The organism is Amycolatopsis sp. NPDC051061, from assembly GCF_040682935.1.
Taxonomy (GTDB): Bacteria; Actinomycetota; Actinomycetes; order Mycobacteriales; family Pseudonocardiaceae; genus Amycolatopsis.
In genome coordinates, this window is the sequence record NZ_JBFBBZ010000019.1 from 77389 (window position 1) to 101500 (window position 24112).

The 24112-nt window shown below is 73.2% G+C and carries 18 protein-coding genes; 6 read left to right on the top strand and 12 right to left on the bottom strand.

All coding sequences use genetic code 11. The features are described from left to right. Nucleotides 1-81: 81 nt before the first annotated feature. Together AB0N03_RS25445 and AB0N03_RS25450 are read left to right on the top strand one after the other, a co-directional pair. The gene (locus AB0N03_RS25445; RefSeq protein ID WP_364376483.1) at nt 82-387 is read left to right on the top strand and encodes an SDR family NAD(P)-dependent oxidoreductase; all 306 of its coding nucleotides are present in this window, start codon (nt 82-84) and stop codon (nt 385-387) included. Nucleotides 388-400: 13 nt separating this feature from the next. Beyond that, nucleotides 401-1201: an SDR family oxidoreductase gene (locus tag AB0N03_RS25450; RefSeq protein ID WP_364376486.1), complete on the top strand. Its 801-nt coding sequence runs from the start codon at nt 401-403 to the stop codon at nt 1199-1201. Between the two features lies 1 nt (nt 1202). Here AB0N03_RS25450 and AB0N03_RS25455 read toward each other — a convergent pair whose 3' ends face one another. The 7 genes from AB0N03_RS25455 to AB0N03_RS25485 are packed head-to-tail and all read right to left on the bottom strand — an operon-like array spanning nt 1203 to nt 7797. Further along, nucleotides 1203-1895 (bottom strand): ATP-binding cassette domain-containing protein, encoded by a 693-nt coding sequence (locus AB0N03_RS25455; RefSeq protein WP_364376489.1) that lies wholly within the window; start codon nt 1893-1895, stop codon nt 1203-1205. Next, nucleotides 1892-3592: an ATP-binding cassette domain-containing protein gene (locus AB0N03_RS25460; RefSeq protein ID WP_364376492.1), complete on the bottom strand. Its 1701-nt coding sequence runs from the start codon at nt 3590-3592 to the stop codon at nt 1892-1894. Before AB0N03_RS25460 ends, AB0N03_RS25455 begins: the two co-directional genes overlap by 4 nt. Beyond that, the gene (locus AB0N03_RS25465) at nt 3579-4439 is read right to left on the bottom strand and encodes a branched-chain amino acid ABC transporter permease (protein ID WP_364376495.1); all 861 of its coding nucleotides are present in this window, start codon (nt 4437-4439) and stop codon (nt 3579-3581) included. The genes AB0N03_RS25460 and AB0N03_RS25465 overlap by 14 nt, the downstream gene beginning before the upstream one ends. 10 nt (nt 4440-4449) lie before the next feature. After that, nucleotides 4450-5619: an ABC transporter substrate-binding protein gene (locus tag AB0N03_RS25470; protein WP_364376498.1), complete on the bottom strand. Its 1170-nt coding sequence runs from the start codon at nt 5617-5619 to the stop codon at nt 4450-4452. Continuing rightward, nucleotides 5616-6011: a nuclear transport factor 2 family protein gene (locus tag AB0N03_RS25475; RefSeq protein ID WP_364376501.1), complete on the bottom strand. Its 396-nt coding sequence runs from the start codon at nt 6009-6011 to the stop codon at nt 5616-5618. The genes AB0N03_RS25470 and AB0N03_RS25475 overlap by 4 nt, the downstream gene beginning before the upstream one ends. Nucleotides 6012-6021: 10 nt before the next feature. Further along, nucleotides 6022-6783 (bottom strand): MoaF C-terminal domain-containing protein, encoded by a 762-nt coding sequence (locus AB0N03_RS25480; protein ID WP_364376504.1) that lies wholly within the window; start codon nt 6781-6783, stop codon nt 6022-6024. Between the two features lie 57 nt (nt 6784-6840). Then, entirely contained in the window at nt 6841-7797 is a 957-nt protein-coding gene (locus AB0N03_RS25485; RefSeq protein WP_364376507.1) for a helix-turn-helix domain-containing protein, read from the bottom strand. Between the two features lie 164 nt (nt 7798-7961). Here AB0N03_RS25485 and AB0N03_RS25490 point away from each other — a divergent pair, with 164 nt between their 5' ends. Next, nucleotides 7962-10175: a tetratricopeptide repeat protein gene (locus AB0N03_RS25490; protein WP_364376510.1), complete on the top strand. Its 2214-nt coding sequence runs from the start codon at nt 7962-7964 to the stop codon at nt 10173-10175. 390 nt (nt 10176-10565) lie between these two features. Here the strand turns inward: AB0N03_RS25490 and AB0N03_RS25495 are convergent, their stop codons facing one another. Genes AB0N03_RS25495 through AB0N03_RS25505 form a run of 3 tightly spaced genes read right to left on the bottom strand, consistent with a single transcriptional unit; the run spans nt 10566 to nt 13476 of the window. Continuing rightward, on the bottom strand, nt 10566-11282 hold the full coding sequence (locus tag AB0N03_RS25495; RefSeq protein WP_364376512.1) for a glycosyltransferase: 717 nt from the start codon (nt 11280-11282) through the stop codon (nt 10566-10568). Next, on the bottom strand, nt 11279-12532 hold the full coding sequence (locus AB0N03_RS25500; RefSeq protein ID WP_364376515.1) for a bifunctional PIG-L family deacetylase/class I SAM-dependent methyltransferase: 1254 nt from the start codon (nt 12530-12532) through the stop codon (nt 11279-11281). Before AB0N03_RS25500 ends, AB0N03_RS25495 begins: the two co-directional genes overlap by 4 nt. Next, on the bottom strand, nt 12529-13476 hold the full coding sequence (locus tag AB0N03_RS25505) for an acyl-CoA dehydrogenase family protein (RefSeq protein ID WP_364376518.1): 948 nt from the start codon (nt 13474-13476) through the stop codon (nt 12529-12531). Before AB0N03_RS25505 ends, AB0N03_RS25500 begins: the two co-directional genes overlap by 4 nt. Nucleotides 13477-13547: 71 nt before the next feature. Here AB0N03_RS25505 and AB0N03_RS25510 point away from each other — a divergent pair, with 71 nt between their 5' ends. Then, nucleotides 13548-14519: a magnesium transporter CorA family protein gene (locus tag AB0N03_RS25510; RefSeq protein WP_364376521.1), complete on the top strand. Its 972-nt coding sequence runs from the start codon at nt 13548-13550 to the stop codon at nt 14517-14519. On the opposite strand, the gene AB0N03_RS25515 is transcribed toward AB0N03_RS25510, so the two are convergent. After that, on the bottom strand, nt 14514-15668 hold the full coding sequence (locus AB0N03_RS25515) for an FAD-dependent oxidoreductase (RefSeq protein WP_364376524.1): 1155 nt from the start codon (nt 15666-15668) through the stop codon (nt 14514-14516). The two genes, AB0N03_RS25510 and AB0N03_RS25515, sit on opposite strands and share 6 nt — an antisense overlap. Before the next feature lie 362 nt (nt 15669-16030). Here AB0N03_RS25515 and AB0N03_RS25520 point away from each other — a divergent pair, with 362 nt between their 5' ends. Next, a complete protein-coding gene (locus AB0N03_RS25520; RefSeq protein WP_364376527.1) occupies nt 16031-20578 on the top strand; it encodes a HAMP domain-containing protein in 4548 nt (1515 codons plus the stop codon). Next, a complete protein-coding gene (locus tag AB0N03_RS25525) occupies nt 20575-22959 on the top strand; it encodes a SpoIIE family protein phosphatase (RefSeq protein ID WP_364376530.1) in 2385 nt (794 codons plus the stop codon). The genes AB0N03_RS25520 and AB0N03_RS25525 overlap by 4 nt, the downstream gene beginning before the upstream one ends. 24 nt (nt 22960-22983) lie before the next feature. On the opposite strand, the gene AB0N03_RS25530 is transcribed toward AB0N03_RS25525, so the two are convergent. Further along, nucleotides 22984-24081 carry an ionic transporter y4hA gene (locus tag AB0N03_RS25530; protein WP_364376532.1) on the bottom strand — a complete coding sequence of 366 codons (1098 nt, stop codon included), beginning with the start codon at nt 24079-24081 and terminating at the stop codon, nt 22984-22986. Nucleotides 24082-24112 lie beyond the last annotated feature (31 nt).

Here is a 24112-nt window from a genome sequence, read left to right on the forward strand (position 1 = left end):
GGAACCGCCCGTGCGGGCGCGGACAACAACGGTGCGCTCGACGCCAACCCGCGCGGCGGCGCCGGCGGTGAGGATGAGCCCATGCGAACCGATCTCGCCGGCAAGGCCGTCCTGGTGACCGGCGGGGCGTCCGGCATCGGCTTGGCCTGCGCGCAGGCGTTCCAGGCCGAAGGCGCCCGGGTCCGGGTGATCGACCGGGCGCCCGGACCTGGCGTGGCCCGCGCCGACCTGGGGGACGTCCTCGACGACCCGGCGTTTCCCGTGCAGCAGGCCGGCGACGTCGCCCGGCAGGTGCTGTTCCTCGCGTCCCCCGCCTCCCGGCCGGTCGACGGCCAAGCCCTGCTGGCCGACTTCGGGATGTCGGCCCGCTCGGCGTTCCCCGCCTAGGAAAGGATCCACAGTGGACACAACGCACAGGGTCGTCGCGGTCACCGGCGGCGGCACCGGCATCGGCGCGGCCGTCGCCCGGCGCTACTCGGGCGAAGGCGCGCGGGTCGTCGTGCTGGGACGGCGTCGCGAGCCGCTGGAGAAGGTCGCCGCGGAGACCGGCGCGCACGTGATCACCTGCGACGCGAGCGTGCGCGACGACGCCGAGCGCGCGGTCGCCGAGATCGTCGGCCGCCACGGGCGGCTGGACGTCGTCGTCGCCAACGCCGGCGGGCACGGCCTGTCCTCGGTCGTCGACACCGGCGACGACGAGTGGGAGCTCGCGCTGCGCTCGAACCTGTCGAGCGCGTTCGTGCTCTGCCGGGCCGCACTGCCGTCGCTGGTCGAGACGGGCGGGCAGGTCGTGGTGGTGTCGTCGCTCGCGGGGCTGTTCGCCGGGCCGAACGTCGCCGGCTACACGGTCGCGAAGCACGCGCTGATCGGCCTGACCCGCTCGATCGCCCGCGACTTCGGGCCGCGCGGGGTGCGGGCGAACGCCGTGTGCCCCGGCTGGGTCCGCACGCCGATGGCGGACGCGGAGATGGACCAGTTCGCGGCGGCGGCCGGCTTCACGGGCGGCCACGACGAAGGCTACCGCCGGGTGACGGCGGAGGTCCCGCTGCGCCGCGCGGCCGAGCCCGAGGAGATCGCGGCCGTGGTCCGGTTCCTGGGCTCGCCGGAGTCGTCGTACATCACGGGCGCGGTCCTGGTCGCCGACGGCGGTGCCCACGCGGTGGACCTCCCGACGCTGGCCTTCGAGCGCGCCGGCCTGTGACTCACGACCCCAGGTAGGCCGCGTGCAGGGTCGCGGGGGAGTCCAGCAACGCCTGCGCGTCGCCCGAGTACGTCACCCGGCCCGACGACACCACCAGCGCCTCCTGCGCCACCCCCAGCGCCAGGTGCGTGAACTGCTCCACCAGCAGGATCGCCGCTCCCTCGGCCGCGAACCGCGTCACCACCGGCAGCAGGCGCGTGAACACCACCGGCGCCAGCCCCAGCGACATCTCGTCGATGAGCAGGAACGCCGGGCGCGCCGCGAACGCCCGCGCGAGCACCACCATCTGCTGCTCGCCGCCCGACAGCAGCGCCGCGGGGGAGTCGCGGCGCTTGTCGAGTTCGGGAAAGAGAGAAAGCACGGCGTCGAGCCGGGCGGGGGTGCGCGCGGTCAGGCGGAGGTTCTCCAGCACCGTCAGCCCGGGGAACACCGCCCGCCCCTGCTCGATGTGCGCCAGCCCGAGCCGCGCCCGCGCCACCCGCGAATGCCGGGTGACGTCGACGCCGCCGACGTGCACCCGGCCGGAAGCACAGGGCAGCACGCCCGACACGGCCTCCAGGAGGCTCGTCTTGCCGGCGCCGTTCGGTCCGACCAGCGCGGTGATCCGGCCCGGTTCCAGCGTGAACCCGACGTCCCGGATCACCGGGCCCGCGCCGCGCTTCACCGTCAGCCCGTCGACTCGCAACGCCGTCACAGCAGCTCCGTTTCGCCCATGTACGCCTTGAGGACCGCCGGGTCGGCCAGCACGTCGGCCTGCGGGCCGCTCGCCAGGACCTCGCCGAAGTCGAGCACCGTCAGGCGGTCGCACACCGACCGCACGAGGTCGAGGTCGTGCTCGATGAGCAGCACCGACACCCCGAACCGGGCCGGCACCTGCCGCAGCCGCCGCCCGAACGCGACGTGCTCCTCGTGCGGCAGGCCGGCCGCCGGCTCGTCGAGCAGCAGCACCCGCGGCCGGGCCAGGAGGTGACCGACGACCTCGACGAGCCGCCGCGCGCCGGCGTCCACCCGGGACAGCGGCGTCCGCGCCGACGGGCAGCCGAAGAACTCCAGCGCGTCGGCGATCTCCGGGGAGCCGAGCCGCCGCCGGGCGACGAACCGGACGTACGCGCCGACTGTCAGTCCGGGAGGGACGCGGTCCTGCTGGAACGTCCGCCGCAGCCCGCGCCGGGCCCGGCGGGTGGGCGAGCCGGTCAGCGGACGGCCGTCCAGCGTCACCGTCCCGGTCGCCCGCGGCAGGAAGCCGCTGACGACGTCGACCAAAGTGGACTTTCCGGCGCCGTTCGGCCCGATCACCCCGAGGATGCCGTGTTCGGGCACCGAGATGTCCACTTCGGACAGGGCACGCACGTGACCGAAGTGGACGCTCAGCCCGCGCACCTCCAGTACCGGTTCGCCCGGCGGCAGCGGCGAGATCTCCTCGACGTCGGTGAGCCCGACGCCGGCCGGCCCGCGAGCCCGGCGCCGGTAGGAGAGGTTCCGCACGGCCGTCCCGAGGTTGCCGCGGCCGGCCAAGGCCTGGATGCCGAGCACGCCGAAGATCACGAACCCCCAGTCCTGCGGCACGCCCCAGCGTTTCAGCAGCTCCGGCACCGCGACCCAGAGCAGCGCCCCGAACACCGCCATGTCGATCAGGTGCGCGCCGGACATGATGGCCAGCACATACAGCGCGAGGGACTGGATCGCGGTGAAGCTCGCCGGGAACGCGAGGCCGACCTGGCCGGTGAGCAGGCCGCCGCTGATGCCGCCGAGCGCGGCGCTGACCGCGAACGCCGTCAGCTTCGACGTCCGCACGCCGGCGCCGACCGCCGCGGTGCCGCGCTCGGAGAACGCGACGAGGTGCCAGCTGCTGCCCCAGCGGCCGCGGCGCAGGAAGTGCACCAGCAGCCCGCAGGCGACCAGGACCAGCACCGCGAACAGGAAGTACGACCGATCGTCGGAGAACGCTTCCGGCCGCTCGACCGAGAGCCCTTCCGTGGCGCCGGGGAACTGGATCTGCACCAGCGTCAGGTCGGCGGCCGCGGCGAGCCCGAGGGTGACGACGGCGAGGGTGATGCCGCGCAGCCGCAGCGCGGGCAGCCCGACGAGCACCCCGGCCACGGCGGCGGCCAAGCCGCCCAGGACCAGCCACACGACGAACCCGCCGGGCACGCCCGCGACGTTGCACGCCGAGACGACGAACGCGCCCACCGCGCCGAAGGTGAGCTGGCACAGCGAGACCATCCCGGCGGTGCCGGTCACGACGCCGAGCCCGAGCAGGGCGATCGCCGCGACGACGGCGCTGACGCCGAGGTAGACGAAGTACCCGGCCAGCCCGACGCTCAGCGCGTAGCCGATCGCCACCGCCGCGGCCGCGACCATGAACGGCAGGAACCGCTCAGCGAGCCGCATCCCACACCTCCTTGCGCTGCGTCCACAGCAGCAGCGCCACGATGACCAGGAACGGGAGGAAGTACCGCAGCACCGACAGCCGGTCGGACTGGGCGACCGCGCCCTGCGCCATGCCGAGGACGAGGCCACCGGCCACGGCCAGGTCCAGGCGCCGGAAGCCGCCGAGCAGCGCGGCCGCGGCCGCCGGGACGACGAGCATCGCCAGCGACGTCGGGTCGTTCGACTGCGACGGCGCGACGATCGAGACGGCGAGCGTGGCGAGCACGCCGGTCGCCGTCCAGACGCCGACCGACAGCGGCCGCGCCGGGATGCCCAGCAGCTCCGCCGTCGTCGGCCGCTCGGACAGCGCGCGCAGCCGGACGCCGAGCGTCGTGCGGGTCAGCACCGTCCGGCAGCCGAGCGCCACCAGCACGGCCAGCGCGACGGTGACCACCGTGACCTGGCTGATCACCACGCCGCCGACGGTGAACGCCGGCCCGGCCAGCAGCGGGTGGAACGGCTGCGGCTTGTTCCCGAACAGGATGAACGCCAGCGAGATCAGCAGCAGGAGCACCGCGACGGTCACCGCCGACCGCGTCCCGGTGTCGGCCTCGGCGAGCCAGGTCGACACGATCCAGCCGAGGACCGCGCTCAGCGCGCCACCGAGCACGATCCCCGCCACGGTCGCCAGCCATTCCGGGAGTCCCCAGTGGACGGCGAGGAACACCGCGACGTAACAGCCGAACATCCCGGTGGCGGACTGCGCGAAGTTGACCACGCGCACCAGGCGCGACATCAGCGTCAGGCACACCGCGAGCACCGCGTAGAGCCCGCCGGCGGCGAGACCGGCCAGAGCGCCCTGCAGCATGAACGTCCTCCTAGGACCGGGGGATCCGGAGCCAGTCCTGCCTGGCCAGCTCCCACTTGTTCGTCCCGGAGGCCAGCTTGATCGGCCAGCCCGCGGTGTTGTCGTGGTGCGCCTGCGCGGGCCCGAACACGTACGGCGTCCCGACCATCGGATCACTGACCGGTTTCATCTCGCGCAGCGCCTTGGTCACCGACTCGCGCGTGACGTCACCCTTGATCCCGCGAAGAACGTCCAGGAAGTACTTCGCCGCCAGGTAGCCGCCCTGGCTGAACGACGTGAGCGGGATCTTGTTCTTCGTCATGAGGTCGCGCCAGTCCTTGGTCTGCGGGCTGCCGGCGTCGGTGAACGGGTAGAACTCGGCCGGCACGTACACGCCGGCGCCGGCGTTCGCGATCGCCTTGGCGTAGTTCTCGCTGTAGACGCTGGTCAGCAGCAGCCAGGTGACGTCGTTCCAGCCCTGCGCCTGCGCGGCCTTGAGCTGGCCGATCGAGTCGGGCTCGACCGGGTTGACGGTGATCGCCTTGCAACCCGCCGCCCGCGCCTTGACGACGTAGGAGGTGTAGTCGGAACCGCCGTAGGGCACGGTCGCGTCGACGTACTTCAGCTTCTTGCCGGTGATCTTCGTCCATTCGTCGATCGCGGCCCGGTACGCCGGGAGCGTGTTGCCCGCGATCTCCAGCAGCGCGCAGATGTCGTTCAGCTTCAGCGTTTCGGAGCCGTAGAGCAGGGTGAGCGTCATGTCGTGGAACGGCCCGACGTTGACCGGCGCGATGTTCGGGCTGGAGAAGCACGCCGGGTCGACGCCGACGCCCTGCACGGACAGGATCTTCTGCTGCTCGTAGTACTTCGCGTTGATCTCGCACTCGATGAGGCTCGACGACCCGACGAGCGCGACGGCCTCGTCACCCCCGACCACCTCTCGGGCGGCGGCCGCGGCCGCCGCCGGGTCGCCCTTGTCGTCGATCGCCTTGTACTCGATCTTGCGGCCGTTGACGCCGCCGGCCGCGTTGGCCGCGTCGAACACGGCCTTGGCCGCCTGCGAAGCCTCCGGGAAGGTCGCCGCGCCGCTCAGCGCGTTCACCGAGCCGACGACGATCGGGCGGTCCGCGCCGGCTTCGGACCCGGCGCAGCCGGCGGTGAGGAGGGCGGCGATCGCCAGCGTGGGGAAGATCTTTCTCATGATTGCTCCCGGGCCGCGGCCACGACGGGCGCGGAGTCGACGATCTGCTCGAAGGAGACGACCTCGCCGCCGTCGAAGCGCCACAGGTGCGCGACGCGGGCGGTGAACGACCGGCCGGTCCGGCGGTGGGTGCCGGTGTAGGTGCCGACGCCGACGACGGTGTCCCCGGCGTCGAGGAGGTCGGCGAGGGTGAAGCGGTAGCCGTCCCAGTCCCGCCCGATCGCCTCGAAAACGTGGCGGCGCACCTCTTCGGGACCGGTGTACGTGCCGGCGTAGGGGAAGCCCGCGGCCTCCGTCCAGGTCGTCTTCGGGCCGAGCGGGGCGAGCATGCCGGGCAGGTCGCCCCGGTCGCTGGCGGCGTAGTGCGCGCGGATCACGTCCACAGTGGACACACGGTCTCCTTCAGACGGGTTGGGCGTCGGGGTAGCCGACCGAGCCCAGCGGGTAGATGTGCCCGCCGGCGCGGGAATGCTCGGACCGGCCCTCGCCGGTGAGGCCGAGGAAGACGCCGGTGGTGCGCAGTGCGTAGCCGAGGTCGTGCAGCCACACGCTCGCCACGGCGATCCGGAACTCCCGGAAGCAGAACAGGTAGAGGCCGTCGGCGAACTTCCACACCGTCGAGAGGTCCATGTCGCCGTGGCCGCGTTGGACGCCTTCGAGGCACTGCCACGCGTAGCGCTCCGACGAGACGTAGACGTGCTCGTAGAGGTGCTCGGGGCTGTAGCGGTAGAGGTTGCGCTTGCCGATGAGGTCGCGCGACGGCCCGGGCGCGCTGCCGGATGGAATGCCGCCGTCGGTGCTGCCGGACGCGAATCGCTGCGAGACACGGGGAACGACGTCTTCCGCGCCGATCACCGAGCGGACGGCGAGCGCGCGATGGGACGTCGTCGAGTACACGACGGTCAGCGCTTCGCCCTCGACGCTGGTGAGCGGCAGGTTCACGAAGTAGACGTCGTCGCGCACAGCGACCGCGTCGTACGGGTCCTCGACGCCGTTGCACACGACGTGCTCGGCGTCCTGGAAGCTCAGGGCGAGGACTTCGCCGTCGTCGAGGGTGATCGTGACGTCCCGGCCGGTGAGGTCGGCGTTCGGCAGGCGGTAGGTGGCGATCCCGGCGGCGAACTCGTCGTAGGTGCGCCAGCCGTCGGTGGGGGCTTCGGGCATGGCCTCATCGTCGGGCGGCGCGGCCCGCCCGGCGAGCGGTCACGCGCTGCGGGGCAACTACCGGTCGCTGACGGTCAACTCACGGCGCAGCTCGCTCGGCGCGCGGCCGAACGCGCTCTTGAAGACCCGGCTGAAGTGCGCGGCGTCGACGAACCCCCAGCGTGCGGCGATGGCCGCGACCGGGCGGCCGGCGTGCACCGGGTCGAGCAGGTCGCGGCGGCAGCGCTCGAGCCGCCGCGTGCGGATCCAGCCGGCGACGGTGGTGCCCTGCTCCTGGAAGAGGCCGTGGAGGTGCCGCGTGGAGATGAAGTGTTCGGCGGCGATCCGCGCCGGGCCGAGGTCGGCCGAAGGGAGGTTGGCGTCGATGTGCGCGCGGATCCGGCGCATCAGCTCGTGGTGCGGGTCGGTGTTCGCCAGGTCCAGCTCGGTGGCGACCAGCGTCCCGAGCAGGTCGATGGCGCTGTGGGCGAGCCGCGCGCCCGCCGGTCCGGCGAGTTGCTCGAGGTTGCCGCCGAGCTGGGCGAGGAACGGCACGACGACGTTGCCGACGCCTTCCTTGCCCGACATGCGCACCGCGGTGAGCCGGCCGACGAGCTCGGGGGGCAGGTCGATCAGACGCTGCGGGAACATCACGACGAGGGTGCGGAAGTCCTCTTCGAACACCAGCGAGTAGGGGCGGTGGGTGTCGTACAGGGCGACGTCACCGGGGCGCAGGACGGCTTGGCGGTCGTCCTGCACGAGCAGGCTGGTGCCGGCGAGGACCAGGCTCAGCTTGTAATACCGCCGGTCGCCGCGCGCGATCAGTTCCGGCGTGCGCTCGACGACGTGCGGGGACGCGGTGACTTCGGAGACCTGCACGCCGTCGGCGCCCGAGGAGCGGATGCGGCCGCGGAAGCCGTCACCGCCGTCGGTGACGTGCAGGGGGACGAACGACTGCGAGACCGCGGTACGGAACTCGGTGAAGTCGCGGGCGATGAGGGTCGTGGGGGCGGGCACGGGGTCACCTCGCAGCATCGAGAGGGGAGCAGTGTCGTATACGATAAGCGATACGATCTTCGGCGACAATCGTCGATCGCGTGACCGGTCACCGGCGGAGCGTCCGGCGAACCTCGCTCGAGTCGTCTCCTGGCGCCCGCCTGCTCCGGCATGTGATCCTCTTCCGGGGGAGGAGGGGCGGCATGGATGCGTTCGGCACTCGGCTGCGCCGCCTTCGGCGCGCCGCGGAGCTGACCCAGGAGGCGCTGGCCGAGAAGTCCGGGCTCAGCGGCCAGGCCGTCGGCGCGCTCGAACGCGGCGACCGCCGCTACCCGCACCGCGAAACCCTCGACCGGCTCGCCGACGCCCTCGGCCTCGCCGGGGACGACCGCGCGGAGTTCGCCGCCGCGGCCGCGCGGCCCGGAAGCCCGGCGGGGACCACCGCCGTCCCGCGGGAGCTGTCCGGCGGGATCGCCGCGTTCACCGGCCGGGAAGCCGACCTCGAGCGGGTCCTGGGGCTGTTCGGCGAACCCCGCCACGGCGTCGTCGTGGCGATCGCCGGGATGGCGGGCGTCGGCAAGACCGCGCTCGCCCTCGAAGCCGGCCACCGCCTCGCCCGGCGCTTCCCCGACGGCTCGCTGCACCTGGACCTGCGCGGACACGCCGCCGACCCGCCGGATCCCCTGGACCTGCTCGACCGGCTCGTCCGCGAGCTCGGGAGCGAGCCGCCGAAGCCGTTGTCGCTCGAATCCGCGTCCGCCCGCTTCCGGACGTTGCTCGCTTCGAAGCGCGTGCTGCTCCTGCTCGACAACGCCCGCGACGCCGCGCACGTCGCGCCGCTGCTGCCCGGCGCCGGCGGCTCGGCGGCCATCGTCACCAGCCGCGTCGCGCTGACGGACTTGCCGCAGGCACACCAGGTGCTGCTGGACGTGCTGCCCGAGGCCGACGCCCTGCGCCTGCTCGCGGCCGAAATCGGGCCCGAGCGCGTCGCGGCCGAGCCCACCGCCGCGCGGACGGTCGCGCGCCTGTGCGGGTACCTGCCGCTGGCGCTGCACCTGGTCGGCGCGCGGCTGGCGACCCGCCCGCGCTGGCCCGTCGCCCACCTCGCGCACCGGCTCGACGACGAACGCCGGCGGCTCGACGAAACGGGTGTCCGGACCAGTTTCGCGCTCGCCGTCGGCGCGCTGGACGACACCGCGGCCCGCGCGTATCCGCTGCTGTCGCTGCTCGACGTCCCGGAGCTGTCGGTGCCCGTCGCGAGCCGGCTGCTCGACGCGCCCGAGCGGGACACGGAGGCGCTGCTGGAGCGGCTCACCGACGAGCACCTCCTGACCACGCCCGCCCCCGGGTGGTACCGGCTGCACGACCTGCTCCGGCTCTACGCGCGCGAGCACGCGGCGCGGTTGCCGACGGGCGAGCGGGCGGCGGCGATCACCCGCGTCGTTGAGCTTTGCGCGGCGATGGCCTGGCAGAGCATGGCGCTCGTCTCGGCGGCGTCGCACCGGCACGACTGGGCGGGCGGACGGTGGGCGGCCGCCGGACCGGCGTCCGCGGACGAGGTGTTCGCCTGGCTCGACCGGCACCAGGCGCACCTCGTCACGGTCGTGCGACAGGCCGCCGCCACGCCCGGGGTGCCGCCCGAGGCGATCGCGGCCGTCGGGCTCGGCCTGTACGAATACCACCGCGCGCGGGCTCGTTGGCGGGACGCGATCCAGGTCGACGAGGTGGCCCTGCAGCTGGTCGACGGCGTCGACCCGGTGGCGGCCGCGACGCTGCGCAACGACCTCGGCGTCGCCGAAGCAGAGCTGGCGAGCGGCGGCGAAGCGGCCGGCTTCCGGCGGTCGCACGCGTTCCTTCGCCGGAGCCTCGCGGACTGGGAAGCGATCGGCGACGAGCGTCAGCTGGCGGGCACCCTCAACAACCTCTGCTTCGTGTACGGCCTCGGCGACGACGTCGACGCGGCCATCGGCTTCGGCGAGCGGAGCCTGGCGCTCAACCGGTCGCTCGGGCTGCGGCACGTCGAGACGCTCAACCTGGTCAACCTGGCGGTGTTGTACGGACGCCAGGGCGACCGCGCGCGCGAACTCGCGTACGCGACCGACGCGGTGGCCGTCGGCGAGAAAACCGGCGATGTGCGCGGGATGGCGTACGGCCGGATGCGGATCGGGATCGTGCACCGGGAGCTGGGCCGGTTCGACGTCGCGGTCGAGGAGCTGAGCCGGAGCGTGGACCTGTGGCGGGAGGCCGGGGTCCGGCTGTACGAGGCGATGACGCTGGCCGAGCTGGGCCGCGCGCACCTGGGCCGCGCGGACCGCGACCGGGCGCGGGAGGAGTTCACGGACGCGCTGGAGCTGCTGCGGGAGTACGGCGGTGAGGAGCGCGCGGCCGCGGTCCGAGCGGAGCTGGACCGGTTGTGACGACGGCCGTCAGGTAGGGCCGGGCCCGGTGCGCGCGGGTGCAGGTGATCTTGCCGTCGTGTCGCGCGCAGACGATGGTGACGGTGTCGCGAACCCGCTCCACGAGGACGACGTGCGTCTGTTCGTCCGCCGCGGCGGCCGGCACCCCGGCGAAGAAGGACGCCGCGACGAGCGCGGCGAGAAGCGTGGTCCAGGCGGCTCTCACCGGTGCCCTTCTCATCGGGAGTGGCGGCAGGAGCGATCTTCGCGGCGGACGGCCGGGCGCGACAGCGACAACCTCTACGAACGACCTCTACAAACTCCGGCCAAAGGTCTTGAATGAGTCATTCAGGGCCGTCGAAGACCTGAATGAGTCATCAAGACATTCCGGCGGGCGGTGGGGAGCGGCGGTCAGGCGACCGGGTCCTCGGCCAGGCTGCGGAGCAGGGCCGCCAGGCCGTCCGGGGCCCGGCCGTGCAGCCGGGCGCTCGTCACCACCGGCGCTCCCGACTCGTAGCAGCGGCGGAAGCCCGCCTGGCCGAGCCGGCGCCACAGGTCGTGGTCCTCGCCCGTCGCGCGGGGGCCGAAGCCGCCCACCACGTCGAACGCGTCCGCGCGCACGCCCAGGTTCGCGCCGTACACCGACCCGTGTCCCTCCGTCGTGCGCGCGCGATCGAGGACGTCGTCGTAGCGCGAAAGCGCCCGGGCCGACGTGCTGAACGGCGCCGACAGCTCCGCCGTCCCCGCGATCGCGTGATAGCCCTGGCGCGCCCGGGCCAGGTGCGCCCGCGCCCAGCCCGGCGTCACGCGCGAGTCGGCGTCCGTGCTCAGCAGCAACGTCCGCGCGGCCGGTGCGCCCAGCAAAGCGCGGACCCGGGCCGCCCCCAGGTCGCGCACCTCGCCGACCGTCCGCGCCGACCGGGAGACCACGACCACGCCGGGCACGTCCCCGAACGCCGCGCGGGCCACGGACGCCGTCGCGTCGCCGCAGCGGTCCGCGACGACGCAGATCGCGCGTGCGACTCCGGCGGGCAGGCGCAGCAGCGCGAGGTCCAACGCGCGTACGCACGCACCGACGAGCGAAGCTTCGTCGCGCGCGGGAACGACGACGCCCACCGCCGTGATCACCGGCGCCTCAGGACGTGCAGCAGGAACTGCTCGTCGGTGTGCTCGACCAGGGGCTCGAACGCGGGGTGGGCGAGCAGCCGCGCGTGCGCGTCCCGCCCGTCGCGGGGCGCTTCGGGCGCCCACGGGAGCCAGTGCGCGGCCAGCAGGTGCCCGCCGGGGCGCAGGGCCGCCGCCGACGCCTCGATGGTGGCGTCGAGGTCCTGATCGTCCAAGTAGTACAGAAGCTCGCTGTAGACCAGCAGGTCGGCCGGCCCGGCCGGCAACGCGCCCGGCGCCGATCCCTTGTGGACGTCCACATGGGACAGACCGGCGACGGCCGCCCGCGTGCGCTCCACCGCCGCGGGCACCGGGTCGAACGCGATCACGTGGTCGGCGCGCGCGGCGAGGTCGCGGGTCAGCACACCGACACCGCACGCGGGCTCGACGACCGTGCCGTAGTGCTCGTCGGGCAGGCAGGCCAGCACCATCTCCCGCTTCCGCCGCTCGTACCACTTCGTCCCCACCGACCACGGGTCCTGCGCGGCGGCGTACAGCGAAGCGAACCGGCTCACCGGCGCCGACGCCTGCGGCGGCTCGCGGAAGAACGTCTCGGTGCCGTGCGAGAAGTGGGCCAGCACCTCCTCCGGCAGGATCGGCTCCTCACCCCGCGGACCGGGCTTGAGCTGCGAGGTGAACGTCGCGATCGCGGCGGCTTTGGCGTCCCGTTCCGCTTCCGTGAGGCGCAGTGACCGCGCCCGGGGCCACGGGATGGCCGGGTCGTCGAGACTCAGCCGGTGCCAGAGCCAGATCGGGTACGACCAGCGCTGCGCGGACACCGGCGCCGCGGCGAGGGCGGCCCGCGCGGCCGCCCGGTGGTCGGGGTGCGGATCGTCCGGCCAGGGCAGCAGACACAGGTCGTGCCCGTCCGCGTGCGAGCGCAACGTCGAGGTCAGCTCGTCGCCGTGGGAAGCCAGATCGGAATCCGGTAACCCGAGCCACACCGGTTCAACGGCGGAAAGCCCCTGCGCCCGCACGGAATCCTCGAGTTCGTGCCGGCGCGTCCTGGCCAGCTCTCGACGTTCCGCGGCACCGGCGGCGGGGAAGGCCGCTTCGCCGTCGGTCGCCACGACGAGCGTCACCGCGGTGCCGGCGGCGTGCAGGCGCTGCAGGAGGCCGCTCGCCCCGAGCGTCTCGTCGTCCGGGTGCGCGGCGACGACGAGGGCACGCTCGAACGGCTCTTCCGGCCAGTCCGGCAGCTCGCCCGGGGTCATGCCGCGCCCAGGACGGCGCGGCCGAGCGCGGCGAGATCGCGTTCCGCGTGGTGCTGGCGGACGTAGACCGGCAGGTCGGCGATCCGCTGGGCGAAGCGCCGGTCACGGCACGCCGGCGTCGGCCCGGTCACCTTGAGCGCCCGTTCGAGGATCTCGACGGCGGTGCGTTCCGCCGCCGCGCGGCAGGTGCCCGCGACCAGGACGTCCACCTCGCCGGAAGCGGCGAGCGTGAGCACGGCTTCCGCGCAGCCCAGCGCGGTGTGCATCGCGCCGACGTGGGCCAGCTGGTGCTCGTCCGCGGCACCCCGGTCGCGCAGGTAGGCGAGCGCACCGTCGAGGACGCCGGCGGCCCCGCCGAGCCAGACGGCCGCGACGCCGGCCCCGCCGAGCGCGAACCCGGGCCGGGCCACGTACCAGCCGGGCGGTCCGACGAGCGTGCCGGGCACGCCCTCGAACACCACGTCACCGCTGTCGGAGGCGTCCATCCCGACGGCCTGCCACGCGTCCGGGTGCCGCCGGACGCGGGGATCGGCGAGGTCCACCTCGACCAGCCGGTCGCCCGCGGCGACGAGCGCGCGCTCCAGCAGGGACAACCCGGAAGAGAACCGGACCGTCCCGGTGAGCGCGCCGCCTTCCAGGACCGCGCCGGTGCCGCCGGACTTCGCCGCCCACACGCCGTAGAGCGCGCCCGCGGCGGGGGAGCGGCCCGCCTCGGCGAGGATCGCGACGGCGTCGGCGTGGCCCTCGGCGAGCCGGGCCAGGGCCAGGTCACGGCGGCCGAACGCGGCCAGCGCCGCCCAGCGGGCCGCGGTCCGTGAGTCGCCCGGCAGCGGCAGGTCGAGCTCGCCCGCGGCGTGCAGGGAACGCAGCTCGGCGCCGACCGATGCGGCGGTGCGCGGCGACGGCAGGGGTTTCGGCGGGGTCTCCGCCAGCAGAGCGGTCACAAGATGGGGTACCCGTTTTGCCGCGAGTTACGCGGGCGTGTGAATGCTTTCCCGCCGGGCACCCCCGGGGCATGACGAGAACCCGGGCCTACCGCGACGGCGTGCTGCACAAGGAAGACTTTCCCGTCGCGGACGTCTCCGACTTCCTGGCCGAACCGGACACCGCCGTCTGGGTCGACCTCTGCGAACCGTCCGAAGCGGACTTGGCGGAGCTTGCCGACGAGCTGGGCCTGCACCACCTCGCCGTGGAGGACGCCGTCCAGGAGCGCCAGCGGCCCAAGCTCGACCGTTACGACGGGCACGCCTTCCTGACCGCCTACGCCGTCCGGTTCGACGCGGACACCGGGGACGTCGCGATGTCCGAGCTGGCCGCGTTCCTCACGCGGCGGGCGCTGGTGACGGTGCGCAAGGACGACGGCTTCGACATCGAGGCGGTCGTGCGCCAGTGGGATCAGAACACCGAGCTGGCGAAGTCGGGCGTCGCGTTCCTGGCGCACGGCCTGCTCGACTTCGTCGTCGACGGCCAGTACGAGGCCGTGCAGTCGCTCGACGAGCAGGTCGAAGCCCTCGAGGACCTCGTGTTCGACGACCGGCCCGACCAGTCGCTGCTCCAGCGGCGCTCGTTCCGGCTGCGCAAGAGCCTCACCGCGCTGCGCAAGGTGGTGCTGCCGATGCGTGAGGTGATCAGCTCGCTGATGCGCCCGGACCTGCGGCTGGCCGACGAGCTGACCCGCCCCTACTTCGAGGACGTCCACGACCACGCCCGGCAGGCCGCGGAGCAGACCGAGGCACTGCGGGAGCTGGTCACCACGATCCGGGAGACGCAGCTGAACCTGCAGAGCAACCGGCTGAACCTGGTCATGAAAAAGGTCACCGGGTGGGCCGCGGTGATCGCGGTGCCCACCGCCGTGACCGGGTTCTACGGCCAGAACGTCCCGTACCCCGGCTACGGCGCGACCAGCGGGTTCTGGGCTTCGACGGTCGTCGTGCTCGTGCTTTCGGTGGGGCTGTACGCGCTCTTCAAGAAGAAGGACTGGCTATGACCCGGGCACCGGGTCGCCCCGCCGGACCAGCTCCTGGCCCCGCTCGTAGTCCTCGTCGGCTTCTCGGGTGAGGACGCCGACCGCCTTGCCGTCGCGTTCGTACCAGACCGTGAAGCCGCCGTCGTCGCGCCGCAGCGGGTGGGCGCTGTCGAAGCCGTCGCCCCACGCGGCGTACTTCAGCACGCGGTCGCCGATCACCGACCAGAACCCGGGCACCTCGTCCCACACGGCGTCTTCGCCGGCCGCGGTCCGCCCGGCCACCTCGCCCATCGCGAGACCCTCACCCCAGTGCTCGACGGCCAGCGCGCGACCGGCCGCCGGGTTGTACGCGAGCGCGACGTCGCCCGCCGCGAGCACGCCGGGCACGCTCGTGCGCAGGTGCTCGTCGGTGCGGATCCGGCCCTGCTCGACAGCGAGCCCGGCCGCTTCGGCCAGCTCGACCCGGGGCCGGACGCCGGTCGCGAGCACGACGAGGCCCGTGTCGAGGATCGGCACCAGGTCGGTGCGGACCCGGTAGCCGCCTTCGATCGACAGCAGCTTCGTGCCGCGAAGCACGCTGACGCCCTCGGATTTGAGCCAGTGCAAGAGGAATCCGCCCGCTTCGCGGCCGAGGCGTTTCTCCTGCGGGACATCGTCGGGGCAGATGATGGTCACCTGGAGCCCGAGCCGGGAGAGGGAGACCGCGGCCTCGCAGCTGATGAACCCGGCGCCGACGACGATCGCGCTGCGCACCCCGGACGCGGCCGCGCGCAGCTCGCGGGAGTCGGCGGCCGACCGGAGGGTCCGGACGTCCGGGTGATCGGCGCCCGGGATCCCGGGTCGCACCGGCTCGGAGCCGGTGGCGAGCACGCAGGTGGTGAAGCGGTGGACCGCGCCGGAGGCGGTGCGGACCCGGCCGTCGCCCAGTTCCGTGACCGGGTCACCCAGGGTGACGGTGACCTCGTGCTTCGCGGGGAAGCCCTCCTCCAGCGGCGGAAGATCGGCCTCGCCACGCAGGAAATCCTTCGACAGCGGCGGACGTTCGTAGGGCGGGTCGGCGTCCGCGGTGAGCAGGTGGACCGGGCCCGTTCCGCCCGCTTCCCGGTAGGCGCGAGCCGCCGACACGCCGGCCGGGCCGCTGCCGATGACGACGAGGTTCTGGGCATCCATGAGAGGGGAGTACCCGCTCGGCGCGACCCGCACACTCCACTCCACAGTGGATCGTCCACTGTGGACGTACTGGGGACGTCGAAAACGGCATGACGACGCGCCGGTGCCGCCGAGGTGCGAGCGTCACCGGTCCCCGGGACGGCGTTCAGCCGAACGGGTCAATGCGGCCGGATGGCCTGGGAGGGAAGGAAAGGCTCGCGAGCACCGCCTGGAGAGCGCGCACGGACACGGGCGCGGCTGGTTGCTCAACCGTTGCGCCTCAGCATAGTGCAGCTGCACTATGCTGAGCCATCCCGGTGGGCACACCGGGACGGCGCCGGGGGCACGACAAGCGAAGAAACGGGTGGCGGATGGGTGGGGCAATGGTCGAGGGGACGCGCCCGGGTGCGGGGGCGGACGCTTCGGGCGTGGGCGAGGCGGGGGAGCAGGAGCTGCGCCGGCTGCTCGCCGGCCTGACCGCGGTCCGCGACGGCGACTTCGGCATCCGGCTGCCGGGCGGGACGGACGGCCTGCTCGGCGAGATCGCCACCGTGTTCAACGGCATGGCCGACCAACTGTCGCTGTTCACCTCCGAGGTCACCCGCGTCGCGCGCGAGGTCGGCAGCGAGGGGCAGCTCGGCGGGCAGGCGAAGGTCCCCGGCGTCTCCGGCACGTGGAAGGACCTCACCGACTCGGTGAACGCCATGGCCGGCAACCTCACCACGCAGGTCCGCGACATCGCCCAGGTGGCGACCGCGGTGGCCAAGGGCGACCTGTCGCAGAAGATCGACGTCGACGCCCGCGGCGAGATCCTGGAGCTGAAGGACACCGTCAACACGATGGTGGACCAGCTGTCGTCGTTCGCCGACGAGGTCACGCGCGTGGCGCGCGAGGTCGGCAGCGAAGGCCGCCTCGGCGGTCAGGCGCAGGTCCCCGGGGTCGGCGGCGTGTGGCGCGACCTGACCGACTCGGTGAACTTCATGGCCGGGAACCTGACCGACCAGGTCCGCAACGTCGCGCAGGTGACCACGGCGGTCGCGAAGGGCGACCTGTCGCAGAAGATCACCGTCGACGCCCGCGGCGAGATCCTCGAGCTCAAGAGCACGATCAACACGATGGTGGATCAGCTGTCGTCGTTCGCCGACGAGGTCACGCGCGTGGCGCGCGAGGTCGGCACCGAAGGCCGGCTGGGCGGCCAGGCCGACGTCAAGGGCGTCTCCGGCACCTGGCGCGACCTGACCGACTCGGTCAACTTCATGGCCGGGAACCTGACCGACCAGGTCCGCAACATCGCCCAGGTCGCGACGGCGGTGGCGAAGGGCGACCTGTCCCAGAAGATCAACGTCACCGCCCGCGGCGAGGTCCTGGAGCTCAAGGACACGCTGAACACGATGGTCGACCAGCTGTCCGCGTTCGCGGACGAGGTCACCCGGGTGGCGCGCGAGGTCGGCACGGAAGGCCGCCTCGGCGGCCAGGCCGACGTCAAGGGCGTCTCGGGCACCTGGAAGGACCTCACCGAGTCGGTGAACGTCATGGCCGACAACCTCACCGCGCAGGTCCGCTCGATCGCCCAGGTCACCACCGCCGTCGCGCGCGGTGACCTGTCGCAGAAGATCCGGGTCGACGCCCGCGGCGAGATCCTCGAGCTGAAGGACACCATCAACACGATGGTGGACCAGCTGTCCGCGTTCGCCGACGAGGTCACCCGCGTGGCTCGCGAGGTCGGCACCGAGGGCAACCTCGGCGGCCAGGCGACCGTCCGCGGCGTGTCCGGGACCTGGAAGAACCTCACCGACAACGTCAACGTGATGGCGTCCAACCTGACCGGCCAGGTGCGCTCGATCGCCCAGGTCGCCACCGCCGTCGCGCGCGGCGACCTGTCCGGCAAGATCACCGTCGAGGCCAAGGGCGAGGTCGCGGCGCTGGCCGACGTCATCAACACGATGGTCGACACGCTCTCGGCGTTCGCGGACGAGGTCACCCGCGTGGCGCGCGAGGTCGGGACCGAGGGCATGCTCGGCGGCCAGGCGCGCGTGCCGAACGTCGCCGGCACGTGGAAGGACCTCACCGACAACGTCAACTCGATGGCGAACAACCTCACCGGGCAGGTCCGCAACATCGCCCAGGTGACCACCGCCGTCGCCCAGGGCGACCTGACCCGCAAGATCGACGTCGACGCCAGCGGCGAGATCCTCGAGCTGAAGACGACGATCAACACCATGGTCGACCAGCTCTCGGCGTTCGCCGCCGAGGTCACCCGCGTCGCGCGCGAGGTCGGCAGCGAAGGCCGCCTCGGCGGCCAGGCCGAGGTCGAAGGCGTGTCCGGCACGTGGAAGCGGCTGACGGAGAACGTCAACGGGCTGGCCGGGAACCTCACCCGGCAGGTCCGCGCAATCGCCGAGGTCACCAGCGCCGTCGCCGAGGGCGACCTGACCCGCTCGATCACCGTCGACGCCTCCGGCGAGGTCGCCGAGCTGAAGGACAACATCAACTCGATGGTGGAGTCGCTGCGCGAGACGACGCGGGCGAACCAGGAGCAGGACTGGCTCAAGTCGAACCTGGCCACCATCACCGGACTGATGCAGGGCCGCCGTGACCTCGCCGTCGTCGCGGCCGCGGTGATGGACGAGCTCGTCCCGCTGGTCAACGCCCAGTTCGGCGCGTTCTACCTGGCCGACGACACCGCCGAGGTCCCCGAGCTGCGGCTGGTCGGCGCGTACGGCCACCCCGACGGCGAGGGCCCGGTGGTGCGGTTCCGGATCGGCCAGTCCCTCGTCGGGCAGGCCGCGCGCAGCCGCCGCCCGATCGCGGTCGACGACGTCCCGCCCGGCTACGCCACCATCTCCTCCGGGCTCGGCCGCACCGCGCCGGCCAGCCTGATCGTGCTGCCGATCGTCGTCGAGGACCAGGTGCTCGGCGTGCTCGAGCTGGCGTCGGTGCACGGCTTCACCGCGGTGCACCGGGCGTTCCTCGAGCTGCTGATGGAGCAGATCGGCGTCAACGTCAACAGCATCGTCGCCAACGCCCGCACCGACGAGCTGCTCGGTGAGTCGCAGCGGCTGACCGGGGAGCTGCAGGCCCGGTCGCAGGAGCTGCAAGCGCGGCAGGAAGAACTCCAGTCGTCGAACGCCGAGCTGGAGGAGAAGGCGGCGCTGCTGGTCACGCAGAACCGCGACATCGAGACGAAGAACCTGGAGATCGAGCAGGCGCGCCAGGAGCTGGAGGCCCGTGCCCAGCAGCTCACGCTGGCGTCGAAGTACAAGTCGGAGTTCCTGGCCAACATGAGCCACGAGCTGCGGACCCCGCTCAACAGCCTGCTGATCCTCGCCCAGCTGCTCGCGCAGAACCCCACCCGGAACCTCAGCGCGAAGCAGGTCGAGTACGCGGGCATCATCCACTCCGCCGGGTCGGACCTGCTGCAGCTGATCAACGACATCCTCGACCTGTCGAAGGTCGAGGCCGGGAAGATGGACGTCACCCCGGAACAGGTGTCGCTGCGCGGCCTGCTGGACTACGTCGAGGCGACGTTCCTGCCGATGACTTCGCAGCGCAACCTCGACTTCCGGATCACCGTCGCCCCGGGTTCGCCGCCCGAGCTGCTCACCGACGACTCGCGGCTGCGGCAGGTGCTGCGCAACCTGCTGTCCAACGCGGTCAAGTTCACCGAGGTCGGCGGGATCGAGCTGCACATCGAGCCCGTCGACCCGGACACCCTCCCGCGGCCGCTGCGCGCGCACGGCCCCGCCGTCGCGTTCCGGGTCACCGACACCGGCATCGGCATCGCCGAGCACCAGCTGGAGTCGATCTTCGGCGCGTTCCAGCAGGCCGACGGCACGACCAGCCGCAAGTACGGCGGCACCGGGCTCGGCCTGTCGATCAGCCGCGAGATCGCCCAGCTGCTCGGCGGGTTCATCACCGCCGAGAGCACGCCCGGCGAGGGCAGCTCGTTCACGTTCTCGCTGCCGGTCGCCCGGCCGGACTTCGCGACGCTCCCGGCGGCCGAGCACCCCGGCACGGCCGTCGCGACCGGGGAGCCGGGCACCGCACTGACGGCCTCGGTGCCGCGCGCCCACCGGCGGCTGCTGGTCGTGGAGGAGCGCCAGCACGGGCTGCTGACGCTCGTCGCCGAGAGCGCCGCCGCGGACCTGGCCGACAGCCGGGACATGGGGATCTCCCCGGCCGAGGTCCAGGTCGTGACGGCGGTCGGCACGCAGGAGGCCGCGGCCGCGCTCGCCACCGACGCCTACCACTGCGTCGTGCTGGACCTGGACCTGCCGGACCGCACGGCGTTCGGCTTCCTCGACGCGATGCAGGGCGACAGCGCGCTGCGGATGGTGCCGGTCCTCGCGCACAACAGCCGCCGGCTCGACGGCGAACTGGAACAGCTGGTGCAGTCGCGCGCGGACGTGCAGTCGCTGGAGGTGCTGTCCGGTCTCGACGAGCTGCGCGAGCGCATCGCGCTGCACCTGTCGGCGGAGGAACCCGGGGCGGTGCTGCCGCTGGTCCGCCCGGACGAGCCGGCCGCGCCGGTGCGGGCCGCCGACGTCGACACGACCCTGTCCGGGCGCACGGTGCTGATCGTCGACGACGATCCGCGCAACGTCTTCGCGCTGACCGGGATCCTGGAGCTGCACGGGATGCAGGTGCTGCACGCCGAGGACGGCCGCAAGGGCGTCGAGACCGTCGCCGCGCACCCCGGGATCGACCTGATCCTGATGGACGTGATGATGCCGGAGATGGACGGGTACACCGCGACGGCGAAGATCCGTGCGATGCCCGAGCACGCCGGCATCCCGATCATCGCGGTCACGGCGAAGGCGATGCCCGGCGACCGCGAGAAGAGCCTCGCGTCGGGCGCCACCGACTACGTGACCAAGCCGGTGGACGCGGACGACCTCGTCGACCGCATCAAGCGGCACGTGACGGCGTGATCGGCGACGAGCTGCCGGCCGCCGACGAGCAGGTCGTCGCGGTGCCGGCGGCGCAGGTGTCCGCCAACCTCGCCCGGCTCGCCGACACCGTCGCCCGCCTGCGCGGCGAGGTCGACCACGCCCACGCCGTCGCCGACGGCCGCGCACTGATCGAGCTCGCCAAGGGCGTCCTGATGGAACGCCTGCACTGCACGCCCGCCGACGCCGCCCGGCAGCTGGAGACGCTGGCCGAGCGCGCGGGGCTGACGCCGCTGGAGTTCGCCGCGGAGGTCGTCGGCGAGGCCGCCGAGGACCGGATCACCGAGGTGACGCAGGAGTTCCTGGCCCAGGCCGAGGGCGAGGAGTCCGTCGCGGTGCGGCTGCGCACCGCCGAAAGCGGAGTGCTTGCGGCGGGGGACACCCAGCGCGTCGCGGAGTCCATTTTGGAGCACGCCCTGCGGCCGCTCGGCGCGACCGCGGTGGCGGTGTGGCTCGCCGGACCGGACGGGTCGCTGACGCTCGCCGGGTCGGCCGGGTTCTCGGCCGAGGAGGCGGCGCGCTGGCGCTACGTCCCGCCCGGCGTCGCGACCCCGGCCCGGAACGCGCTGCTGGAGCGCGACACGGTCTGGCACCCGACCCTGTCCGGTGCCGGGCTGCCGTCGATCGGGCAGCACACCCTCGCCGGGGGCGGGCGGGTCGCGGTGCCCACCGGCACCGGCGGCCGGATCATCGGCGTCGTCGAGATGTGCTGGCCCGACCCGCTACCCGCCGAGCCCGGGCGTCAGCGCCGGCAGCTGGAGGCACTCGCCGAGCTGTGCGCGCACACGCTCGACACCTCGGACGGCGTGGTCGCCCCGGTGGCCGCCGGCGGTCCGGGCGACTTCCTCGGCGAGCTGGTGGACTTCGTCGACGGGCTGCACGACCCGGCCGTGCTGCTTTCGCCGTGCCTCGACGGCGGCCGGCTGAGCGACTTCCGCATCCACCACGCCAACGTCCGGTTCGCCGACCCCGGTGGACGGCCGCGCAGCCGGATCGTCGGCACGCGGCTGCTGGAGACCTATCCGCTCGCGGCCGGGGAGAGCGGCCTGCTGGACATGATCCAGCGGGTCTACGCGACCGGCGAGCCGTTCCGCGCCGAGAGCATGGCGGTCACCACCCTCGTCGACCAGGTGCCGCTGACCGTCCTCACCGACATCAGCGTGACGCGGTTCGCCGGCAACGTGCTGCTGATCCTGCGCATCCAGGACGACGCGGCCAAGCTCGCGGTGCTGCTGCAGCACGCCCAGCGGCTCGGCCGCATCGGCGGCTTCGAAGAGAACGTCGTGACCGGGGCGATCACCTGGAACAGCGAACTGTTCGCGTTGTACGGCCTGCCGCCGACCGCGACGCCGTTGTCGCTGACCGAGCTGGCCGCGCACGCGCACACGGACGACGCGCAGGGGATCGGCCGGTTCCTGCGCGCGGTGCTGCACCACCGGCGGCCGTCGTCGACGGCGTTCCGGCTGCAGCGCTCCGACGGCGTCGCGCGGCACATCCGGGTGGTCGCCGAGCCGGTCGTCGACGGCCGCGGCGAGCTCGTCGCGGTCCGCGGGGCGTACCAGGACGTCTCGTCCCAGCACTGGACCGAGGTGGCACTGGCCGCGACGCGGGACAGGCTGGCCGAGAGCGAGCAGGAGTCGATCGAGCGCAACCGGCTCGCGCTGCAGCTGCAGCACGCGATCATGCCGCCGGCCAAGGGCCCGGTCGACATGCCGGGCCTGCGCGCCGCGGTCCGCTACCGGCCCGCGGAGAAGGAGCACCTGGTCGGCGGCGACTGGTACGACGCGGTCGCGCTGCCGACCGGCGAGGTGCTGCTGTGCGTCGGCGACGTCGCCGGGCACGGCATCGACGCGGCGACGGGGATGGTGAGCCTGCGCAACGCCCTGCGCGGCCTGGCGGCGACCGGCGCCGGGCCGGCGCAGCTGCTCACGTGGCTCAACCTGGTGGCCTACCACCTGACCGACCACGTCACGGCGACGGCGGTGGCGGCGGTGTACGACCCGGCGACCCGCAAGCTCCGCTGGGCCCGCGCGGGGCACCTGCCCCCGATCGTCCGCCACCGCGACGGCGGCGCGACGACGCTGCCGCTGCTGCGCGGTTCGCTGCTGGGCGCGGTCCGGGACGTGGCGTACCAGGAGGAGGAGGTTCAGCTCGCCGAGGGCGACATCCTGCTGATCTACACCGACGGCCTGATCGAGCGCCGCGACCGGCCGGTGCAGGAGACGGTGTCGAGGTTGGTGAGCCTGGTGAAGGGCCACGACGGCGGGCTGGAGCACCAGCTGGACACGCTCTTGACGTACAGCACGGCCGACACGGATGACGACACGTGCGTGGTCGGGATCGAGGTCACGGGAGGGCGGTGAGCCGAAGGGCACCTTCGTCCGGCGTCAGGGGTTGACGGCCAGCACCAGGAAGCCGGCCAGCAGCACCAGGTGCACGCCGCCCTGCAGGCGTGTCGCCCGGCCGGGCACGACCGTCAGCACGCTCACCACGACGGTCAGGGCCAGCAGGACGATCTGCGTCGAACCGAGGCCGAGCAGCAGATCGCTCGGCAGCCACACCGACGCCAGCGCGATCGCCGGGATGGTCAGGCCGATGCTCGCGATCGCCGAGCCGTAGGCGAGGTTGAGGCTGATCTGCATCCGGTCGCGCTGCGCCGCGCGCGTGGCCGCCAGCGTCTCGGGCAGCAACACCAGCAACGCGATCACGACCCCGACGAACGACTGCGGGAACCCGGCGGCGCGCACCCCCGCCTCGATCGCCGGGGACTCCACCTTGGCCAGGCCGACCACCGCGACCAGCGCCACCAGCAGGAGCGCGAGGCTGCCCAGCGCGGCCCGGTTCGACGGCGGGTCGGCGTGGTCGTCCTCCTTGACCTTGCCGTCGGCCGCGACCGGGAGGAAGAAGTCGCGGTGGCGCACGGTCTGCGTCAGCACGAACATCGCGTACAGCGCCAGGGACGCGACCGCCGCGAAGGTCAGCTGAGCCGGCGAAAACGCCGGGCCGGGCGTGCTGGAGGTGAACGTCGGCAGCACCAGGCTCAGCGTGGCCAGGGTCGCGACCGTGGCCAGCGCGGCGCCGCTGCCTTCGGAGTTGAACAGGGTGACGCCGTAGCGGCGCGCACCGACGAGCAGCGAGATGCCGACGATGCCGTTGGTCGTGATCATCACCGCGGCGAACACGGTGTCGCGCGCGAGCGAACCGGCCTCGGGGCCACCCGAAACCATCATCGTGACGATCAGCGCGACCTCGATGACGGTGACCGCGACCGCGAGCACGAGCGACCCGAACGGCTCGCCGACGCGGTGCGCGACGACCTCCGCGTGGTGCACCGCGGCCAGCACCGTCGCGCCCAGCGCGATCGCAACGACGGCCACGAACACCGGGCCGAGGTCGCGGCCCCAGGCGAACGCCAGCACGACCAGGCCGAGCACCGGGGTGACGGAGGTCCAGGACGTCAGGAAGGATCTCAGCGCGGCGACCATGCCTCCACCCTGGCACACCGGCGGTCACTTT

Excerpts from the sequence above, each read along its gene's own strand:
- AB0N03_RS25465 (WP_364376495.1), bottom strand. The coding sequence starts at position 4,439 with ATGCTGCAGGGCGCTCTGGCCGGTCTCGCCGCCGGCGGGCTCTACGCG.
- AB0N03_RS25515 (WP_364376524.1), bottom strand. The coding sequence starts at position 15,668 with ATGGATGCCCAGAACCTCGTCGTCATCGGCAGCGGCCCGGCCGGCGTG.
- AB0N03_RS25445 (WP_364376483.1), top strand. The coding sequence starts at position 82 with ATGCGAACCGATCTCGCCGGCAAGGCCGTCCTGGTGACCGGCGGGGCG.
- AB0N03_RS25485 (WP_364376507.1), bottom strand. The coding sequence starts at position 7,797 with ATGCTGCGAGGTGACCCCGTGCCCGCCCCCACGACCCTCATCGCCCGC.
- AB0N03_RS25500 (WP_364376515.1), bottom strand. The coding sequence starts at position 12,532 with ATGACCCCGGGCGAGCTGCCGGACTGGCCGGAAGAGCCGTTCGAGCGT.
- AB0N03_RS25520 (WP_364376527.1), top strand. The coding sequence starts at position 16,031 with ATGGTCGAGGGGACGCGCCCGGGTGCGGGGGCGGACGCTTCGGGCGTG.
- AB0N03_RS25490 (WP_364376510.1), top strand. The coding sequence starts at position 7,962 with ATGGATGCGTTCGGCACTCGGCTGCGCCGCCTTCGGCGCGCCGCGGAG.
- AB0N03_RS25460 (WP_364376492.1), bottom strand. The coding sequence starts at position 3,592 with ATGCGGCTCGCTGAGCGGTTCCTGCCGTTCATGGTCGCGGCCGCGGCG.
- AB0N03_RS25510 (WP_364376521.1), top strand. The coding sequence starts at position 13,548 with ATGACGAGAACCCGGGCCTACCGCGACGGCGTGCTGCACAAGGAAGAC.
- AB0N03_RS25470 (WP_364376498.1), bottom strand. The coding sequence starts at position 5,619 with ATGAGAAAGATCTTCCCCACGCTGGCGATCGCCGCCCTCCTCACCGCC.
- AB0N03_RS25530 (WP_364376532.1), bottom strand. The coding sequence starts at position 24,081 with ATGGTCGCCGCGCTGAGATCCTTCCTGACGTCCTGGACCTCCGTCACC.
- AB0N03_RS25480 (WP_364376504.1), bottom strand. The coding sequence starts at position 6,783 with ATGCCCGAAGCCCCCACCGACGGCTGGCGCACCTACGACGAGTTCGCC.